General features: G+C 67.9%; 19 protein-coding genes. 7 read left to right on the forward strand and 12 right to left on the reverse strand.

Annotation, left to right across the window (positions count from 1 at the left end):
- Window positions 1-11: 11 nt before the first annotated feature.
- Window positions 12-1,937, forward strand: a complete 1,926-nt coding sequence (gene dxs, locus AC5Y4C_RS06285) for a 1-deoxy-D-xylulose-5-phosphate synthase (RefSeq protein ID WP_499964287.1) — start codon at window positions 12-14, stop codon at window positions 1,935-1,937.
- A gap of 203 nt (window positions 1,938-2,140) precedes the next feature.
- On the opposite strand, the gene AC5Y4C_RS06290 is transcribed toward dxs, so the two are convergent.
- A complete protein-coding gene (locus tag AC5Y4C_RS06290; protein WP_499964407.1) occupies window positions 2,141-3,328 on the reverse strand; it encodes an HRDC domain-containing protein in 1,188 nt (395 codons plus the stop codon).
- A gap of 50 nt (window positions 3,329-3,378) precedes the next feature.
- The gene (locus AC5Y4C_RS06295) at window positions 3,379-3,960 is read right to left on the reverse strand and encodes a DUF3000 domain-containing protein (protein WP_499910552.1); all 582 of its coding nucleotides are present in this window, start codon (window positions 3,958-3,960) and stop codon (window positions 3,379-3,381) included.
- Window positions 3,961-4,034: 74 nt separating this feature from the next.
- Here AC5Y4C_RS06295 and hemE point away from each other — a divergent pair, with 74 nt between their 5' ends.
- The 3 genes from hemE to hemQ are packed head-to-tail and all read left to right on the forward strand — an operon-like array spanning window position 4,035 to window position 7,121.
- Window positions 4,035-5,084 carry a uroporphyrinogen decarboxylase gene (gene hemE, locus AC5Y4C_RS06300; protein ID WP_499964289.1) on the forward strand — a complete coding sequence of 350 codons (1,050 nt, stop codon included), beginning with the start codon at window positions 4,035-4,037 and terminating at the stop codon, window positions 5,082-5,084.
- Window positions 5,081-6,421 (forward strand): protoporphyrinogen oxidase, encoded by a 1,341-nt coding sequence (locus AC5Y4C_RS06305; RefSeq protein ID WP_499964291.1) that lies wholly within the window; start codon window positions 5,081-5,083, stop codon window positions 6,419-6,421. The genes hemE and AC5Y4C_RS06305 overlap by 4 nt, the downstream gene beginning before the upstream one ends.
- 4 nt (window positions 6,422-6,425) lie before the next feature.
- Complete coding sequence (hemQ, locus tag AC5Y4C_RS06310) at window positions 6,426-7,121, forward strand: hydrogen peroxide-dependent heme synthase (RefSeq protein WP_499964293.1); 696 nt, start codon at window positions 6,426-6,428, stop codon at window positions 7,119-7,121.
- Between the two features lie 49 nt (window positions 7,122-7,170).
- On the opposite strand, the gene msrB is transcribed toward hemQ, so the two are convergent.
- Genes msrB through AC5Y4C_RS06350 form a run of 8 tightly spaced genes read right to left on the reverse strand, consistent with a single transcriptional unit; the run spans window position 7,171 to window position 13,518 of the window.
- Complete coding sequence (gene msrB, locus AC5Y4C_RS06315) at window positions 7,171-7,581, reverse strand: peptide-methionine (R)-S-oxide reductase MsrB (protein ID WP_499910560.1); 411 nt, start codon at window positions 7,579-7,581, stop codon at window positions 7,171-7,173.
- Window positions 7,578-8,852, reverse strand: coding sequence for an arabinofuranan 3-O-arabinosyltransferase (gene aftC, locus AC5Y4C_RS06320; protein WP_499964295.1), 1,275 nt, complete (start codon window positions 8,850-8,852; stop codon window positions 7,578-7,580). The genes msrB and aftC overlap by 4 nt, the downstream gene beginning before the upstream one ends.
- Window positions 8,853-8,883: 31 nt before the next feature.
- Window positions 8,884-10,446, reverse strand: coding sequence for an alpha/beta fold hydrolase (locus AC5Y4C_RS06325; RefSeq protein WP_499964297.1), 1,563 nt, complete (start codon window positions 10,444-10,446; stop codon window positions 8,884-8,886).
- Between the two features lie 23 nt (window positions 10,447-10,469).
- A complete protein-coding gene (locus tag AC5Y4C_RS06330) occupies window positions 10,470-11,243 on the reverse strand; it encodes a pyrimidine reductase family protein (RefSeq protein WP_499964298.1) in 774 nt (257 codons plus the stop codon).
- Window positions 11,240-11,806, reverse strand: a complete 567-nt coding sequence (locus tag AC5Y4C_RS06335) for a GNAT family N-acetyltransferase (RefSeq protein WP_499964300.1) — start codon at window positions 11,804-11,806, stop codon at window positions 11,240-11,242. The genes AC5Y4C_RS06330 and AC5Y4C_RS06335 overlap by 4 nt, the downstream gene beginning before the upstream one ends.
- Window positions 11,794-12,285, reverse strand: a complete 492-nt coding sequence (locus AC5Y4C_RS06340) for a DUF1942 domain-containing protein (RefSeq protein WP_499964302.1) — start codon at window positions 12,283-12,285, stop codon at window positions 11,794-11,796. The genes AC5Y4C_RS06335 and AC5Y4C_RS06340 overlap by 13 nt, the downstream gene beginning before the upstream one ends.
- Before the next feature lie 56 nt (window positions 12,286-12,341).
- Entirely contained in the window at window positions 12,342-12,770 is a 429-nt protein-coding gene (locus AC5Y4C_RS06345) for a TIGR03618 family F420-dependent PPOX class oxidoreductase (protein ID WP_499910570.1), read from the reverse strand.
- 10 nt (window positions 12,771-12,780) lie between these two features.
- Complete coding sequence (locus AC5Y4C_RS06350; protein WP_499964304.1) at window positions 12,781-13,518, reverse strand: Clp protease N-terminal domain-containing protein; 738 nt, start codon at window positions 13,516-13,518, stop codon at window positions 12,781-12,783.
- Between the two features lie 142 nt (window positions 13,519-13,660).
- Between AC5Y4C_RS06350 and AC5Y4C_RS06355 the strand changes: the two genes are divergently transcribed.
- The 3 genes from AC5Y4C_RS06355 to AC5Y4C_RS06365 all read left to right on the forward strand — a co-directional run bounded on the left by AC5Y4C_RS06355 (window position 13,661) and on the right by AC5Y4C_RS06365 (window position 15,683).
- Window positions 13,661-14,623, forward strand: a complete 963-nt coding sequence (locus AC5Y4C_RS06355) for an esterase family protein (protein ID WP_499964307.1) — start codon at window positions 13,661-13,663, stop codon at window positions 14,621-14,623.
- A 260-nt stretch (window positions 14,624-14,883) separates the two neighbouring features.
- On the forward strand, window positions 14,884-15,144 hold the full coding sequence (locus AC5Y4C_RS06360) for a hypothetical protein (protein ID WP_499910576.1): 261 nt from the start codon (window positions 14,884-14,886) through the stop codon (window positions 15,142-15,144).
- A gap of 92 nt (window positions 15,145-15,236) precedes the next feature.
- On the forward strand, window positions 15,237-15,683 hold the full coding sequence (locus AC5Y4C_RS06365) for an SRPBCC family protein (protein WP_499964309.1): 447 nt from the start codon (window positions 15,237-15,239) through the stop codon (window positions 15,681-15,683).
- Window positions 15,684-15,709: 26 nt separating this feature from the next.
- On the opposite strand, the gene AC5Y4C_RS06370 is transcribed toward AC5Y4C_RS06365, so the two are convergent.
- Together AC5Y4C_RS06370 and AC5Y4C_RS06375 are read right to left on the reverse strand one after the other, a co-directional pair.
- A complete protein-coding gene (locus tag AC5Y4C_RS06370; protein ID WP_499964311.1) occupies window positions 15,710-16,093 on the reverse strand; it encodes a hypothetical protein in 384 nt (127 codons plus the stop codon).
- A 102-nt stretch (window positions 16,094-16,195) separates the two neighbouring features.
- Window positions 16,196-16,867: a cutinase family protein gene (locus AC5Y4C_RS06375; protein WP_499964409.1), complete on the reverse strand. Its 672-nt coding sequence runs from the start codon at window positions 16,865-16,867 to the stop codon at window positions 16,196-16,198.
- Window positions 16,868-17,119: the final 252 nt, after the last annotated feature.

The raw sequence follows: 17,119 nt of genomic DNA on the forward strand, positions 1-17,119 counted from the left end.
ACACTGGCGGAATGCTGGAACAGATCCGCGGTCCTGCAGATCTGCAACGTCTCTCGCAAAAGCAGCTCACCGACCTTGCCGACGAGATCCGGCAGTTTCTGATCCACAAGGTCGCTGCCACCGGCGGGCATCTGGGGCCGAACCTCGGGGTGGTGGAGCTGACGCTGGCCCTGCACCGCGTCTTCGATTCGCCGCACGACCCGCTTATCTTCGACACCGGCCATCAGGCGTACGTGCACAAGATGCTGACCGGTCGCGCGCACCGGTTCGACACCCTGCGCAAGAAGGACGGCCTGTCGGGCTATCCGAGTCGGGCCGAAAGCGACCACGACTGGGTGGAGTCCAGCCACGCGTCGTCGGCGCTGTCGTACGCCGACGGGCTGGCGAAGGCCTTTGAGCTGACTGGCCACCGCAACCGCCATGTGGTCGCCGTGGTCGGGGACGGCGCCCTGACCGGCGGGATGTGTTGGGAGGCGTTGAACAACATTGCGGCGGGCGGGCGCCCGATCGTGATCGTGGTCAACGACAACGGGCGCAGCTACGCCCCGACGATCGGCGGGTTCGCCGAGCACCTGGCTCGGCTGCGGCTGCAACCCGGCTACGAGCGGATGCTCGAAGGCGGCCGGCGCGCTGTGCGCGGCATGCCGGTGATCGGCGAGTTGTGCTACCAGGCGCTGCACAGCATGAAGGTGGGCATCAAGGACGCGCTGGCTCCGCAAGTGATGTTCACCGACCTCGGGCTGAAGTACGTCGGGCCGGTCGACGGACACGACGAACACGCCGTCGAGACCGCGTTGCGCAGCGCCCGCGGCTATGGCGGGCCGGTGATCGTGCACGTGGTCACCCGCAAGGGCATGGGATACGCGCCGGCCGAGAACGACGAAGCCGAGCAGATGCACTCCTGCGGGGTCATCGACGTGCACACCGGACTGTCCACCGCGGTGGCCGCGCCGGGCTGGACGTCGACGTTCGCCGACGCACTGGTGGCCTACGGCGCCCAGCGCCGCGACATCGTGGCGATCACCGCTGCGATGCCCGGACCCACCGGATTGTCCAAGTTCGGCGAGCGCTTCCCGGACCGGCTGTTCGACGTCGGGATCGCCGAGCAACACGCGCTGACCTCCGCCGCGGGGCTGGCGATGGGCGGCCTGCATCCCGTGGTGGCCGTTTACTCCACATTCCTGAACCGGGCGTTCGACCAGATCATGATGGACGTCGCGCTGCACAAGCTGCCGGTGACCATGGTGCTCGACCGGGCCGGCATCACCGGCAACGACGGCGCCAGCCACAACGGCACCTGGGATCTGTCGATTCTGGGCATTGTCCCCGGCATGCGGGTGGCCGCGCCCCGTGACGCCGCCCGGCTGCGCGAGGAGCTCGGCGAGGCGTTGGACGTCGACGACGGTCCCACCGCGCTGCGCTTCCCCAAAGGCGATGTGGGAGAGGACATTTCAGCGCTCCGTCGAGTCGGCGGTGTCGATGTGCTCGCCGAGCCCGCGGCTGGGTTGTCCGCGGACGTGCTGCTGGTGGCGGTCGGCGCGTTCGCCCCGACGGCGCTGTCGGTGGCCGAGCGGCTGCGCAACCAGGGCATCGGCGTCACGGTGGTGGACCCGCGATGGGTGCTGCCGGTACCCGACGCGATCCGCGAGCTGGCGGTCGGTCACAAGCTCGTCGTCACGATCGAAGACCACGGCGTGTCCGGTGGTGTCGGCTCCGCGGTGTCGGCGGCGCTGCGGCGCGCCGAGGTCGACGTGCCGTGCCGCGATGTCGGTGTGCCGCAACAGTTCCTGGCGCACGCATCGCGCAAGGAGGTGCTCGCTGAGGTGGGGCTCACCGATCAGGACATCGCCCGGCAGATCACCGGCTGGGTGGCCGCGCTGGGGGCGACCGACGTCGAGCGCGCCGAAAACCCAAGCGGCGCAGACAAGTTCGAGTAGGGACCTCGCCACGGTCAGGTGATGTCCGCGGTCAGTGGGGCAACAGGGCCTGCCTCACTGATCGGATCGGTGTTCTACCCCTACGCATACGTCGGCAACATGGAAGGCGATGTGGTTGAACAACTTTGGGGCTTCTGCCTGACCGCGCTGGGTGATGACCAGCTACCGCGGTTGGCACAAGGTAGGTATTTGTTTGGCTGAGTTCAGGTCAACGCCGCCGCGAGCGCCGGGCCGACGAGCTCTCGCTGCCATGGCCGCGCACCGCCGTCGCGCAGAAACGTGTCGATGTCGGCCGCGGTCCCGCCGGGCCAGTCCCAGCACAGCCGCTTCAACAGATCCGGCGACAGCAGGTTCTCGGTCGGCACACCGACCCGCTCGGACAGGGCGCCCAAGCCTTCGCGCGCCGCCTGCAATCGGGCCGCCGCTTCCGGCTTGCGCCGATGCCAGCGAGACACCGGGGGAGGTCCGTTCGGCGGTTCGGAATTCGTCAGCTGCTCAGGGTTTTCCCGGGCCCGGGCGAGCGCCGCCAGCCACACCGATGCGTTGCGCCGCTGACGCGGGCCGCGGAAGACCGGCAGGGCGGTCAGCTCCGCGACGGTCTTCGGGTCGGCGACCGCGGCCTCGATGATCGCCGAGTCGGGCAGGATCCGGCCGGGGGCGATGTCTCGGCGACGGGCAATCTCGTCGCGCACGGTCCACAGCTCTCGAACCGCGGTCAGCGCCCTCGCATCCCGCACCTTGTGGATGCCCGATGTCCGGCGCCACCGGTCCCGCCGCGGCGGGGCAGGCTCCATCGTCAGCAGGTAGTCGAATTCCTGCTGCGCCCACTGCGTCTTGCCTTGCTCCGCCAGCACCTGCTCGACGGCGTTCTTCAGGTCCAGCAACACCTCGACGTCCAGGGCCGCGTAGTTCAGCAGCGCCGGCGGGAGCGGCCGTTTCGACCAATCGGCGGCGCCGTGACCTTTCGCCAGCCCGAGCCCCAGCAGTCGGCTCACCATGGCGGCAAGGTTCACCCTGTCGTATCCGGCGAGCCGGCCCGCCAGCTCGGTGTCGTAGAGGGCGGGTGGCCGCATGCCCAGCTCGGCCAGACAGGGCAGGTCCTGATCTGCGGCGTGCAGGACCCAGGTGTCGGTGCTCAGCACCTCCGCGACCGGGCGCAGATTTTCGGTGGGGTCACCGTCGCCTGCGACCGGATCCACCAACACCGTGCCTGCACCAGCGCGCCGAATCTGGATCAGATAGGCCCGGTTGCTGTAGCGGAATCCCGACGCACGTTCTGCGTCGACGGCGAATGGGCCGTGCCCGGACGCCAAAAGCTCAGCGGCAGATGCGATTTCGTCGGCAGACGCGGACAGCTTCGGCACGCCGTCCGATGGGTGAAGCAATGGCATCGGTTCGGGCTCTTCGATGTCCGAGCCCACCCGCTCGGGTTCCGCGACACTCACGCCCGCGAACGTGACCCCAGGTCGGTGACCCCCACCGGCGGCAGCCCCGCCGCATGCTCGAGCACCTCGCAGAACGCCTGCACATGCACGTTGAGCTCCGGCGTGATGGCCGTCCACGAGGCTCGCAGCTCCAGCTGGTGTGCCCGCGGCGGACCCGAGATGTCGCCGTATCGCACCGACGTCGTGGCGGTGACCGTGCCGCCCAGCGCGGTGGCGGCTCCAGCCCGCGCCTCCAGCGCATCCACCAGCCAGCTCCAGGCGACCTCTGGCAACAGGGGGTCGACGGCTTCGCTGGAGTCCAGGTCGGCCTGAATGTAGGCCACCAGGCGCATGGTGCCGTCCCACGCCTCCGCGCCCTCGGGGTCGTAGAGCAGGATCAGCCGTCCGAACGCGTCACCTTCGGACCGCTCCGGCACGATGTCGGTGTCCGGATGCCGCACCTCCGCGCCCAGGGCGTAGCTGAACGGTGCGAGCCGCTGCGGCGGCCGGATGGGGCCGAGCTCGATCTCCCGGCGCACCTCGGCGGCATTCATCGCCGCGACCGCCGCCTGGAACGGAGCCGGTTCGGCAGAGCTCATGACCCTCGACGCTAGTCCATCGCAGGCCGCGGGGTGGCAGGCGCGCCGGATTGCCCATGGCAGCATGGGTGGTGATGAGTACCCGCCGTGACCTGCCCAAGGCGCCGTACCTGGCGGCCGCGACCGGCCGCAAGCCGAGCCGTATCCCGGTGTGGTTCATGCGCCAGGCGGGCCGGTCGCTACCGGAGTACCGCGCAGTGCGGGCCCAGCGCAGCATGCTGGAGGCCTGCTTCGACGCCGAACTGGTCTGCGAGATCACCCTGCAGCCGGTGCGCCGGCACGGGGTGGATGCCGCGATCCTGTTCTCCGACATCGTGGTGCCACTGCGTGCGGCGGGTATCGCATTGGACATCGTGCCCGACGTCGGGCCGGTGATCGAACACCCCGTCCGGACCCTTGCTGATATCAAGGCACTGAAACCGCTTGAGCCGGAACGTGTTTCATCTGTCTCGCGGGCGGTGGGGCTGTTGGTCGATGCGCTGGGTGACGTCCCGCTGATCGGCTTCGCCGGCGCCCCGTTCACGCTGGCGTCCTACCTCGTGGAGGGCGGCCCGAGCCGGCACCACGAGCGCACCAAGGCGATGATGCTCGGTGATCCGCAGAGCTGGCATGCGCTGATGGCGTCCTTGACCGACCTGACCATCGCGTTCCTGGGCGTCCAGGTCGACGCGGGCGTCGACGCGATTCAGGTGTTCGACTCCTGGGCCGGCGCGCTGTCGCTGGTCGACTACACCGAGTACGTATTGCCGCACAGCACAAGGGTTTTCGACGCACTGGCCGCGGCGATGATTCCGATGACGCACTTCGGCGTGGGCACCGCCGAGTTGCTCGGCGCGATGTCGGCGGCGGGCGCCTCGGTGGTCGGGGTGGACTGGCGCACGTCGCTCACCGACGCCGCGTCCCGTGTGCGTCCCGGGACCGCGTTGCAGGGCAACCTCGACCCGGTGGTGCTGCTGGCCGGCTGGCCGGTGGTCGAGGCGCAGGCTCGCCGCGTGGTCGACGACGGGCGCCGCGCGGTGGACGCCGGGGCGGCGGGGCACATCTTCAACCTCGGCCACGGGGTGCTACCAGATACCGACCCGGGTGTCGTCACCGAACTGGTCACGCTGGTGCACTCTCTGTGACCGTCCTGTATTGCGTTGTGGGAGGCGGTATTTCGGGCCTGTCCGCGGCGTGGACGCTGCGGCGGCTGCTGGGTGAGGACGCCGAGATCACGCTTTTCGAGCCCGCCGACACGCTGGGCGGAACGCTGCGCACCATTCCGTTCGCGGGACACGCGGTCGACGTGGGAGCCGAGGCGTTCGTCGCGCGGCGTCCGGAAGTGCCTGCGCTGCTGGCCGAGCTCGGGATGGCCGACGCACAGGTCGACACCACCGGGGTTCGCCCGCTGATCTACGCCGGCGGCGGCCTGCACCCGCTACCGGAACGCACCGTCAACGGCATCCCCACCTCGGCGGAGTCCATGGCCGGCCTCGTCGATGACGCCACCGTCGCGCAGATCGCCGCCGAGGCGTCGCGACCATGGCGGTGGACAACCGGCGCCGACGTCTCCGTCGCCGACGTGGTGGCCGATCGGTTCGGCTCGCAGGTGGTGGCCAGGTCCGTCGACCCGCTGCTCGCCGGCGTCTATGCCGGCTCGGCGGCCAGCATCGGTCTGCGGTCGGCCGCGCCCGGAGTGGCGTCGGCGCTGGACAACGGCGCAGCCAGCCTCACTTCAGCGGCACGCGCGGCGCTGCCGCCGCCGTCGGGCGGCCCGGTCTTCCGCGCCGTCGAGGGGGGATACCGGCGGCTCGTCGACGAGCTTCGCCGCCGAAGCGGCGCGCGGATAGTGCAGAGCGCCGTGACGTCGCTGCGCTGGGACGCCGACGGCTGGCAGGTCGGTGACGAGCATGCGGACGCGGTGGTACTGGCGGTGCCCGCGCAGCAGGCGGCGGCTCTGCTCGCCGACGTCGCCCCCGACTCCGCGTCGGCCGCTGCCTGCATCCCGGTCGCGTCGTCGGTCGTGCTCGCGTTGGCCCTGCCCGCCGGCACTGAGCTGCCGCAGCGCTCCGGGGTGCTGGTGGCCAGCGGAGAACCGTTGCGCGCTAAGGCGATAACGCTGTCGAGCCGGAAGTGGGGGAGACCCGGCGACGTCGAGCTGCTGCGGCTGAGCTTCGGGCGCTTCGGCGACGACGTCGCCCACACGGCCAGCGACGATCAACTGGTGTCGTGGGCGCTCGACGACCTGGCGGCGTTGTTCGGGATCGCGGTCGACCCCGTCGACGTGCACGTGGCGCGGTGGCTGGACGCGATGCCGCAGTATGGGCCCGGCCACCGCGGTCTGGTCGAGCGGATCCGGGCCGGCTTGCCCGACACGTTGGCGGTGGCGGGCAACTACCTCGACGGCATCGGGGTGCCCGCGTGCATCGCCTCGGGCGCTGCGGCGGCCAACCGGCTCGTCAGGGCGTCCGTGGCACGATAGAGGCATGGCCCGGCTCGACTACGACGAACTCAACAGCACGATCCGCTACCTGATGTTCTCCGTGTTCGCGGTACGTCCGGGCGCCTTGGGCGACGACCGCACGTCCGTCGTCGACGAAACCGCCACGTTCCTCAAGCAGCAGGAGGACAACGGCGTCGTGGTGCGCGGCGTCTACGACGTCGCGGGCATGCGGGCCGATGCGGACTTCATGTTTTGGACGCACGCCGACCGGGTCGAGGCGTTGCAGGCCACCTATTCCGATTTCCGGCGCACCACGGCCCTGGGCCGGGCCAGCGCACCGGTATGGAGCAGCGTGGCGCTGCACCGGCCCGCCGAGTTCAACAAGAGCCACATCCCGGCTTTTCTGGCCGGTGAGGAACCCGGGGCGTACGTGTGCGTGTACCCGTTCGTGCGCTCGCTCGAGTGGTATCTGCTGCCCGACGAGGAACGCCGCCGCATGCTCGCTGAGCACGGCATGGCGGCGCGGGCCTACAAAGACGTGCGCGCCAACACCGTGCCGGCGTTCGCGCTGGGCGACTACGAGTGGATTCTTGCGTTCGAGGCGCCGGAGCTGCACCGCATCGTCGACCTGATGCGCGAACTGCGGGCTACCGATGCGCGTCGGCATACGCGTCTGGAGACGCCGTTCTTCACCGGCCCGCGGGTCTCGGTGGAACAGCTCGTCGAGCGCCTGCCTTAAGCGATTTCGGTGCGCTAACCGGCGCTGACCGCCGGTTAGCGCACCGAAATCACGAAGCGGGCTTGAGGCGCAACGCGATCGAGTTGATGCAGTAGCGCTGATCGGTCGGGGTGGGGTAGCCCTCACCGGCGAACACGTGACCCAGATGGCTGTGGCAGTTGGCGCACAGCACCTCGGTGCGCGTCATGCCCAGTGAGGTGTCCGGCCGCAGGATCACGGCGTCGGATCGGGCTGGGTCGAAGAACGACGGCCAGCCGCAATGGGATTCGAACTTCTCGGTGCTGCGGAACAACTCGGCACCGCAGGCCCGGCATTCGTAGACACCTTCGGTTTTGGTGTCGGTGTACTCGCCGGTGAACGGCCGCTCGGTGCCTGCTCGCCGCAGCACCTCGAACTCCTCGGGCGTGAGCCGCTCACGCCATTCCGCGTCTGACAGTTCGAGTTTCGGGCGAGACGTCATGCGTTCACGCTAGCGCGCCGCTCGTCGGCCGTCATCCAAGGCGGGTCGATTCCGAACTGCAGCCGGTTTTCGGCCTTGGCGTCTAGATAGCGGAAGTAGAGCACGCTGAACACCACCACCAGCATCAGCGACCAGCCCCAGGTGACACGCAGATATTCCAGCGCCCTGCCGGTGCTGGGCCAGTACTGAAGCAACCACCTGTCGGCGGACAAGAAGCCGTAGACAGCAAGCCATGCCGGCCAATTGCGGATCACCGAGTTGCGCAATACCACCGTCATCAAGAACGGAAACAGCGTCATCGAGTAGTAGGCCTGACCGAGCGAACCGAGCAGCCATGACGCGATCAGCAGCACACCCGACGAAGTGCAGTACCAGAACAACGGATCGCGGGTGCGGTAGTACTTGTACAGCAGCCACAGCGAGTCAACCACCAAGACGCCGAAGATCAACCGCAGCAACAGAATCAGCCATGACGGCAAGCCGTAGTAGATGCCGTTGCCCGCGATCGAGCTGTTGAAGTAGTCCCGAGTGGTGAACAGGATGTACGGCAAGGTCCGCCGGTAGAAGTTCATCGGGTCGGCGACCAACGGGAAGGCCGCGATGTTGAACACCAGCGGCACGGCGATCGCGGTCACCAACGCGCGCCATTGGCGGTTGAGCAGTGGCAACAGCAGCAGCGGCGCCAGCAGCGGTTTGACCACCAGCGACAGCCCGACCGCCACACCGGCCCACCACTGGTGGCTCTCTTTTCCGTCCAGCAGCCAGCGGAAGAACAGCACCTCGAGCAGCAGGATGATTCCGTTGATGTTCGCGAAAACCAGTGTGTTGATGACGGCTTCGCTGCAGAACATCGCGGCCAGCAACGCGGGGAACGCGACCGAGGTGACGGAAAACTTGAACAGCCGTACCAGGAGGTATGCCGCCAGCACCATCGCGACGGTGTTGAAGAAGATGAACCAGTAGCGCGAGGCGTCCACCGGCAGATAACCGAACGGCGCCATCAGCAGTGTGCCGCCGGGCGGATACAGGTAGTGCGGGTCGACGTAGTCGAAGTGCTCGTTGTAGATGTCGAGTCCGCGGCGGAAGTTCGACACGGCGCGATAAACCGGCCCGTAGTCGTCGGTGATGTAGCCGTTGGTGGCCAGCACGTAGCTGCGGTGGATCACGAACAGAATTGCCAGCGGCCACAAGATCGTTCGCAACACCGCAGAGGCAGTAGGCGGGGTGGTGCGGGGCCGGAAGACAGCTAGTACCGAGTCTGTAAGCGCCACGAGCGCACCGTACCCGACGCCGATGTCGAGATCAGGCGGGGCAATACGTGTCGGTCGCGGGAAGGTTTCCGCTGTCGAGGTAGCCGACCAGCGGGGGCACCGCGCACGGCGAATAGATGCTGACGCCGTGGCCGATGCCCTGCCACATCACCCGCTTGCTGGCCACCCCGGCGTTGAGCACGGTCGCCGACACCGACGCCACTCCGTCACTGCCCGCGACCGCGTCGTTGAGCCCGCCCATCAGCAGGACGTTCACCTTGAGGTTCTTCGGATCCGGCGGCGCCGTGCCGCTGGGCCAGTTGAGGCACTTGACCAGATCGAGCGCCCCGACGGCGCCGAACTGCGGGTACTCCTTACCCCACTCGACGACAAGTTCGCGGACCCGGTCGGGCGTGGGCCGGTTCAGGGAGTCGCTGCACTGGTTGACGAACTGCCCGTCGGTCTGCCGCGTCGACTGCGCCTGATTGATGAGGTTGTTGAGCTGGTTGACGTCGCCGGAGCGTGCCGACGCCAGCGCGGTCGCCAGCGCGTTCGTCGACGACGCCCGGTCTGCGCGCGGGAACGCCAACGCGGTGCTGATCGCCGACGTGACCGCTGCCGTCGAGGCGCCTCCCGGCCCACGGCCGGCGCGGGCCGCCGCGATCAGCGCGTCGACCGCGCCCTTGGGATCCGGCCCGAGCGGGCAGTTCGCGGCCGCACACTGGGCGGCGAACGCGTCAAGCGCGGCCTGCTCGCCTTTGATCTGCTGCTCCTCGGCGCCTTCGGCGTTGATCGCGGGGGGAATCGGCGAGTCCAGGACCAGCCGGGCCACCTTGTCGGGATGCCGGCCGGCGTAGGCCAGCGCCACCTGCGCGCCGTTCCCGATGCCCAGCAGTGCCAGCGTCGGCACGTCCCACGTTGTCCGCAGTCGCTCGATGTCTTCGGCGGCGTGGGAGTTGTCGTAGGCGTTGTCGCCGGGGGAGATGGTGTCGGTGCAGTTGGTGGTGGCGGTCACGACGATCTCGCCGAGCTTGGCGACGGGATCGTCGCCGGATTCGAACTGAGCTTGGTCGTGCATCTCCTGCCGGTCGAACGAGTCGCGGCAGTCCAGCGCACCGGATAGGCCGATCCCGCGACGGTCGATCGCGACGACCGGCCGGCTCTTGAGCATGTCTGTTCCGGCGCGCGTCAGCCACGTCGGCAACTGGACCGACGACGGCAGATCCGATCCGGTGGTGATCACCAGCGGCCCGGCGTCGGGCGGAGTCTGCGCCGAGCGGGCGCGGACCACGCCGATGGTCACGGTTCCGCTGGCGTTGTTGATGGGGTCGAGGTCGGCGTCGAATGTGGCGCAGTCCAACGTCACCCCGACCGGCGGGGCCACGGCCAGCTCGGAGAACAGCCGCGAGCTGCAGTCTTTCCACGCGAGGTCGTTCTTCGGTGCCTCGACCTGCGGCGGGCCGTGCGGGGCGGGCGCGGATGTCGGGCCGGCGTGCGACCCGTGACCCGAGTCGGTGGCGTACCGCGGGTTGGCAGCCAAGCCAGGGGCGCATCCGGCGAGCACGCCGACGGTCGCGACGATTGCCATAGCGCGCCCCGGCCCGGAAAACGGCATGCCGACCAGACTAGCGAGCAGACCTAAAGGGCCCGGCTGTAGCGCAAGTACAGGTAGCCGTCGGCGTCGCTGAGGATCTGCGCGGTGCGCAGCCGGATGTCGACGGAACCCGGTGCGGTCAGCACGCGTGGTGCGCCGCCGCCCACCAGCATTGGCGCGATGGTCAGCGCCAGCTCGTCGAGCAGGCCCAGCGCCACGATGTCGCCCAGCAGCATCGGGCCGCCCTCACACAGCACGCGACGAAGCCCCCGCTCGGCGAGCATGCTCAGAACCGCGGCCGGGTCGACGGTGATCGGGTCCCCGGTCGACGCGTCGAGCACCTCGGCGTTTCCCTGCAGGCGGTTGCGTGTGGCCTCGAGAGATGCGGCGGTGGTGAAGATCAGCGGCGGGGTCTCGGTGAGTGTGAACAGGCGGCTGGCCGGATCGAGGGCGCCCGACGCGGTGACCACGGCGATCGGTGGGATCTCGGACTGGCCGCGCGCTTGGCGGGCCTGACGGGAGGCCACGCTCAACTGGGCGCCCGAGTAGTTCTCGGCGCGGACGGTGCCGGCTCCCACGAGGATCACGTCGGCGAGCTCGCGCATGATCTTGAACAGCACCCGGTCACCCGCAGCGGCAAGCCCACCGGCGCGCCCGTCGACGGTGGCGCCGCCGTCCACGCTGGCGATCATGTTGGCCCGCACCCAACACGAGCTCAGCTCGTCGGGGTAGGCATAGAGGGCGGGCAGCTCGGCTGCGTCGACGGATGTCAGTGAGTCCAGCCGGGTGAACTGTGCGGCGGCGTCGTCGTCGGTCATTGGACCGATTGCAGCACATCTGGCGCGGGGTGGACCCGTCGCACCATCACGTAGTCGTGTTCGACAGCACTGCCCAGCTGGAATGTCTTGGTGCCGTTCACTTCAAAGCCGTGTTTTGCGTAAAAGCGTTGTGCCCGTTGGTTTTCCTGGTTGACGCCCAGCCAGACGCTTTCGGCGCCCATCGCCGTGGCTGTCTTAAGGGCTGCGGTCATCAATGCGGCCGAGACGCCGACGCCGTGGCTGTCAGGCAGCACATACATCTTCGACAGCTCGACCGCGGGCCGCGCGGTCACCGAGCGCTGCACCTCCGGGTCGTCCGGCACGCCGCGAATCAACATGCAGTAGCCCAGAATTCGGCTGCCGGCGCGGGCGACGAGAACGGCCCGATCGGGGTCGGTGAGGTACTCCGTGAATCGCTCGGCGGACAACTGGTTCTCGATGAAAGCCGCGATGTTCTGAGCCGTCGCGCCGGGCGGGCACGCCAACGGGAATGTGCGGGAGGCGACGGCGGCCAGTTCGTCGATGTCAGCGCGGCAGGCGGTGGTGATCTCTAGATGTTCCACTGCGCCAGGTGAACACCGGTCTTCGGGTCGATCAGCACCACATTGGTCACCAGGTCGCGGTAACAGTCCCAGTACACACCGCCGCTGACGGTCGAGCCTTGCGGTGCGTTGAGCAGTGCGTATTGCAGCGCGTCGGGCGCGTCGGTGCTGCGGGGGAGGTAGGCGTCGCCGGTGGGGGTGACGCCCTGAAACGAAAACTTTGGCGCCATCGCGGACTTCGAGGGCACCTCGACCGCGGTGACCGCGACCTGCGCGCGCCAGACCTCCGAGCGGGGCCACCGCGGCGGATAGCCCCATCCGGGCGGAATGTCGGACGGCAGCACACTGCTCACCGTGACGTCGGCGGTGACGGTGCCGTCCGTGACGCGCAGGGTATCGCCGAGGCGACCGATCGGGCCCACGCCCGCAGAGGCGTCAGGTGCGACGGACACGCCGGCGATCAGCATCCCAGCGAACAGTCCGAGCAACCAGCGGCGCATCATGTCCTCCTTAGCTGCCTCGCATGATGTCACACGAAAGCGCCGGAAAACATGGGTTACTCAGCCCAGGGGCCGACGCCACCGGTCTTGGCGATCGTGATGTGGGTGACGAAGCCGGGCGGCGGGTCGTCCATCGGAGGGAACTTCGCGTCCGGGCCGATCATGGTCTTGGCGAGCTCTCGCAACAGTTCGGGCGCCCCACCCTCCTCCACGCGTGCCGTGCCCGTGATCGAAAGGTAGGGCGTCATGGGCCCACTGCGGTCCTCGGAGAGGACGGTAAGCGCAACCCGGTTGTCGCGCTTGATGTTTCGCACCTTGCGGTGCTCGCCCAGATGGGCGGTCACCAACTCGTCGTCGTCCTCGGGTGTGGTGCGCAACGCAACCCAGACCACGCTGACGTGCGGGCTGCCGTCGGGGTTGAGGGTGACCAGGGTGGCGTCGGCGCCGTATCCGATCAGCGCCCGCGCGTGCTCGTCGAGCTTCATGACCCGGACATTACGCGGGATCGTCAGACGCTGCGGCTCCCTCGGCGCCGACGAACGCCTGCAATGCGGCGACCACGTCGGCCTCCACGTCGGCTTTGGCTACGCCGAGGCGGTGCAATGGCCCGTCGCCATCCTCTGTCTCCAGCAGTGCCAGCAGGATGTGTTCGGTGCCGATGTAGTTGTGGCCGAGCCGCAGCGCCTCCCGGAATGTGAGCTCGAGAGCCTTGCGTGATGCGCTGCTGAAGGGCACGAGGGCCGGGATGTCGTCTTGTCGCGGCGGCAGCGGTGCCGCGCTATGAAGCGCTGCGGCGTCGACACCACGCTGAGCGAGGACGCGCATCGCCAGCGAGTTCTCGTCGGCGGCCAGTGCATGGATGAGGTGCGCCGGAGTGATCTCGGCGTTGCTTGCTTCGCGCGCCTGGTTTTGCGCCGCCACGACCACCGCCCGGGCGCGCGGGGTGAACCGACTGAAGCCCTGCGCCGGGTCCAGCGTCGTCTCGAGTTTGGGCACAAACCTTTTCTGCGCGGCCTGCTTGGACACGCCCATGCTCTTGCCGATCTCGGTCCATGACGCGCCGGACCTGCGCGCTTGGTCGACGAAGTGGCCGATCAGATGGTCGGCGAGCTCGCCGAGATGCTCGGCGACCAGCACCGCGTCGGTCAGCTGGTCGAGGGCGTCGGCGTGAACTTTCCTGATGGCGTCGATGAGATCGTCGAGACGGACTTTGACGAGCGGCGTAGCAGGCATGGCGTCAACCTTAGGTTGACCATGCCACAGCGTCAACTTTTAGTTGACCGTCGGCGCCGCGCAAAAAAGGAATGGTGATTGAGGTCACGCCGGGCGGGTAGTAAGTTCCGGCGAGAGTGGCACTCGGCATTGGAGGTTTGGTATGGGTGAAGGCGAGCTGCGGCCGGTTCGCCGGGCGCGTCGACTGTTGATCGCTGCGGTGGTCGCAGTCTTACTGCCCGGCTTGGCAAGCGTGTTGAGCGCACCGGACGCCAAAGCATTCTCCCGGCCAGGCCTTCCAGTCGAATATCTTCAGGTCCCGTCGCCGTCGATGGGCCGTGACATCAAGGTCGAGTTTCAGCCCGGTGGCTCACACGCGATCTATCTGCTCGACGGCTTGCGAGCCCGCGACGATTGGAACGGCTGGGACATCGAGCTTCCCTCGTTCGAGTGGACGCTGAATTCGGGCTTGGCCACCGTGATGCCGGTCGGCGGCATGTCGAGCTTCTACACCGACTGGTACCAGCCGGCGGTGGGCAACGGCGGGACGTGGACTTACAAGTGGGAGACGTTCCTGACGTCCGAGCTGCCGTCGTGGCTGGCCGCCAACAAGAACATCAGCCCCACCGGCAATGCGGTGGTGGGTATTTCGATGTCCGGTTCGTCGGCACTGATCCTCGCGGCGTACCACCCGGACAGGTTCATCTATGCCGGATCGCTGTCGGCTCTGCTGGACCCGTCGCAGGCCATGGGGCCGTTTTTGATCGGCATCTCGATGCGCGACTCCGGTGGCTTCAGTGCGGACGCGATGTGGGGTCCGTCCAGCGATCCGGCCTGGGCCCGCAACGACCCGACGCTTCAGATCCCGCGGCTGGTCGACAACAACACGCGGCTGTGGGTGTACGCCGGGAACGGCACGCCGAACGAACTCGGCGGCGCAGACGTACCGGCCAAGGTGCTCGAGAGCATCATCCGGGACAGCAATATCAAGTTCCAGGACAAGTACACCGCCGCCGGTGGGCACAATGCGACGTTCAACTTCCCGCCGAACGGGACGCACAACTGGGCTTACTGGGGAGCGCAGTTGCAGGCGATGATCCCCGATATCAAGGCCACGCTGGGGTAGCCGGAGCGGCGACGGAGGAGCGGTGCTGGCTTCTTAACATCCGCGGTTGCATCCAGGTCGCCTGACGAGGGACCAGACGCAACCAACCTTGTCCGACGTCACATCGACCCTACGGCGCGAAGCTCGCGCTGCACCAAGTGCGATTGGTCACCGGGCGAAGGGACTAATGTCTCTAAGCCCACAGCAGAATTTCGCGATCGCAAAATGCGAGAAAGCGTAAATTTGAGTGACCGAGGTCGGGGATGTCGAGGAGGCTTCGGATGAATACAAAGTTGCGCCGCATCGCGGTGTGGATAGTATCGCTGGCCGCGTTGACGTTGGGACCTCTCGCCGCCACGACGGTCATCAGTCCGGCAGTCAGCTGGGCCTGCGACGGCGGGACGGTTTGGGATCCCGGAGCCAACGCATGCGTGGCACCGGCGCCGCCGCCACCTGCGCCGCCGCCGGTTCCGGTGACCATGTGCATCGGTGCGCCCGTGCCGTTCGTTCCGATGAGTTGGTGCTTCCCCGTCGGAGGCTGAGCCCGCCGTTGTAATGAGGTTCACGCGTCGGCTGCGCGTGGGCCGGGTACCAGTCGGCCGGAAGTCAGCGTCTGCGACGGAAGGATTCGTGCATGACCGTCACGCGTGACATCGAAGCGCCGCGCCACCGGGTTTGGGACGTGCTGGCCGACGGGTGGACTTACTCGCAGTGGGTGGTCGGCAACAGTCGCATGCGCGCCGTCGACAAGAACTGGCCGGCGCCGGGTTCCACGATCCAGCACTCGATCGGTGTGTGGCCTCTGGTGATCGACGACGAGACCATCGCCGAAAAGTGCGAGCCCGAACGCGAACTCGTGTTGCTGGCCAAGATGGGACCGCTCGGTGCGGCGAAGGTGACGCTGCGGCTTTCGGACATCCCGAACGGGTGTCGGGTGGAGATGTCAGAAACCCCCGCGCGAGGCGCTTTGAATGTGGTGCCAGATCAACTGGCGCAGATTGCGATGGACGTCCGGAACCGGGAGTGCCTGTTGCGGCTCGAGAACTTGGCCAAGCACCGCGACCCAAGCGAACTGACGTAGGCCCGTTGAGTGCGCGGCGCGTCGAGTCAAACCGAAGGGCCGTAATAGATTTTGTTGAAGTCCTGCACCCAGCCGTGGCCGTTGCAGCTCAGCGGTAGGCCGTCGGGGCTTTGGGCTGTGCCCTTCTCGCCTTGGCAGGGCGCACCCAGTGGACGTACGCCGATGAGAGGCTCTGTCGACACCCAGCGGTTGGTGGCGGAGCAGATCAGGGTGCCGGTAGGCGACGAGCCGAGGCCGAAGGCGTAGCGGTCAGAGGCGATGCAGTGCTGGCCCTCGACGGCGTTGTGGGCCACGCCTGGAACGCAATCCACGCCGTCGCAATACGACGGCCAGGCGGACGCGGCGCCCGCACTCACCAACGGCGCCGCGACGAAGCCCACAGCAAGCGCAAGTACCGTCGTGAATCTCATGCCCGCCCCTTCGCGTGAATCTGATTGCTCGCTTTGCGCTCAGCCTAGATTCCGCGGCGTGTCCGCGTACAGGCGTTAGCGGTCTTGACGGTTGCGAGGCGGTCAGAGCCGCCCCACGGCGAACGCTGCGCCTTCGTTCACCATCCCGTTCACCGCGTAAAGGGCATGCGCGACGGAGGGTTGACCACCCGGAGTGCCGTTGCAGATCGTGTCGTCGGGATTGCAGAGTTCGAGGGTCTTGGGCTTGTACAAGGGGCCGATCACGATCGGCGGCGCGCCGTACTGCTGCAACCATGCGTCCGACGGCTTGCCGAAGAGCACGACAGCGGCGACGTGGTCAGCGACCTGCGGCGGCATCGGCTGGGGGATGTACGACAAGAACTCCGGGGGGATGCTCGCCGGGACGGAGGCTGAAGTGACGAAGCCCGCGACCGCTGCACCTTGCGAGTAGCCACCGAGCACGATCCTGGTGTTGGGGCAGTTGGCGGCCGTGGCTTCGATGTGCGAGCCGGCGTCGCGGATGCCGTCGACGACGGTTCTGGCGAACTGGATGCCCGCGCCGAAGTCGCCGCTGGCTTCGTAGTTGACCGGATACACGGCCACGGACCGACCGCCGGCTTGCTCGGTCACAGCGTTGACGAACGCTTGGCCGACGCCGCCGACGCCGGGAGGCTCGCCGGTGCCGCGGGCGAACACGACCTCGACGTCGGGACAGGGCTGGGCGGAGGCGAGGGGGAGGGGCGCCGTGACGAGAGCTGCGAAGGACAGCACCATCACCGCGAGAAGACGCGGCCAGCTCTTGATTGTTGTGTGCCTGCGCCCGTTCACCTGCGCCATTGTTGATCCCCTCTCACCGTGGCGAGCAACCGCGCGGCTTCACCGCTTCGTCGCTCGTTCGAAGTGAGTGAGCAGTTCCCGTTGGTCTGCGATTCCAAAACCTGCCGGTTTTCAGCGCCTCAGCGCCGCCGCTACTGCCGGGAACGGCATCTATGCGCGGTCGGCGCGCTCGACTCGGATCATCCACCT

The sequence above is a fragment of the Mycobacterium sp. NGS35 genome (assembly GCF_059812855.1).

Coding starts and splice junctions, on each gene's coding strand:
- dxs (WP_499964287.1), top strand. CDS start 12: ATGCTGGAACAGATCCGCGGTCCTGCAGATCTGCAACGTCTCTCGCAA.
- AC5Y4C_RS06290 (WP_499964407.1), bottom strand. CDS start 3,328: ATGCCATTGCTTCACCCATCGGACGGCGTGCCGAAGCTGTCCGCGTCT.
- AC5Y4C_RS06295 (WP_499910552.1), bottom strand. CDS start 3,960: ATGAGCTCTGCCGAACCGGCTCCGTTCCAGGCGGCGGTCGCGGCGATG.
- hemE (WP_499964289.1), top strand. CDS start 4,035: ATGAGTACCCGCCGTGACCTGCCCAAGGCGCCGTACCTGGCGGCCGCG.
- hemQ (WP_499964293.1), top strand. CDS start 6,426: ATGGCCCGGCTCGACTACGACGAACTCAACAGCACGATCCGCTACCTG.
- msrB (WP_499910560.1), bottom strand. CDS start 7,581: ATGACGTCTCGCCCGAAACTCGAACTGTCAGACGCGGAATGGCGTGAG.
- AC5Y4C_RS06325 (WP_499964297.1), bottom strand. CDS start 10,446: ATGCCGTTTTCCGGGCCGGGGCGCGCTATGGCAATCGTCGCGACCGTC.
- AC5Y4C_RS06330 (WP_499964298.1), bottom strand. CDS start 11,243: ATGACCGACGACGACGCCGCCGCACAGTTCACCCGGCTGGACTCACTG.
- AC5Y4C_RS06340 (WP_499964302.1), bottom strand. CDS start 12,285: ATGCGCCGCTGGTTGCTCGGACTGTTCGCTGGGATGCTGATCGCCGGC.
- AC5Y4C_RS06345 (WP_499910570.1), bottom strand. CDS start 12,770: ATGAAGCTCGACGAGCACGCGCGGGCGCTGATCGGATACGGCGCCGAC.
- AC5Y4C_RS06350 (WP_499964304.1), bottom strand. CDS start 13,518: ATGCCTGCTACGCCGCTCGTCAAAGTCCGTCTCGACGATCTCATCGAC.
- AC5Y4C_RS06355 (WP_499964307.1), top strand. CDS start 13,661: ATGGGTGAAGGCGAGCTGCGGCCGGTTCGCCGGGCGCGTCGACTGTTG.
- AC5Y4C_RS06360 (WP_499910576.1), top strand. CDS start 14,884: ATGAATACAAAGTTGCGCCGCATCGCGGTGTGGATAGTATCGCTGGCC.
- AC5Y4C_RS06365 (WP_499964309.1), top strand. CDS start 15,237: ATGACCGTCACGCGTGACATCGAAGCGCCGCGCCACCGGGTTTGGGAC.
- AC5Y4C_RS06370 (WP_499964311.1), bottom strand. CDS start 16,093: ATGAGATTCACGACGGTACTTGCGCTTGCTGTGGGCTTCGTCGCGGCG.
- AC5Y4C_RS06375 (WP_499964409.1), bottom strand. CDS start 16,867: ATGGTGCTGTCCTTCGCAGCTCTCGTCACGGCGCCCCTCCCCCTCGCC.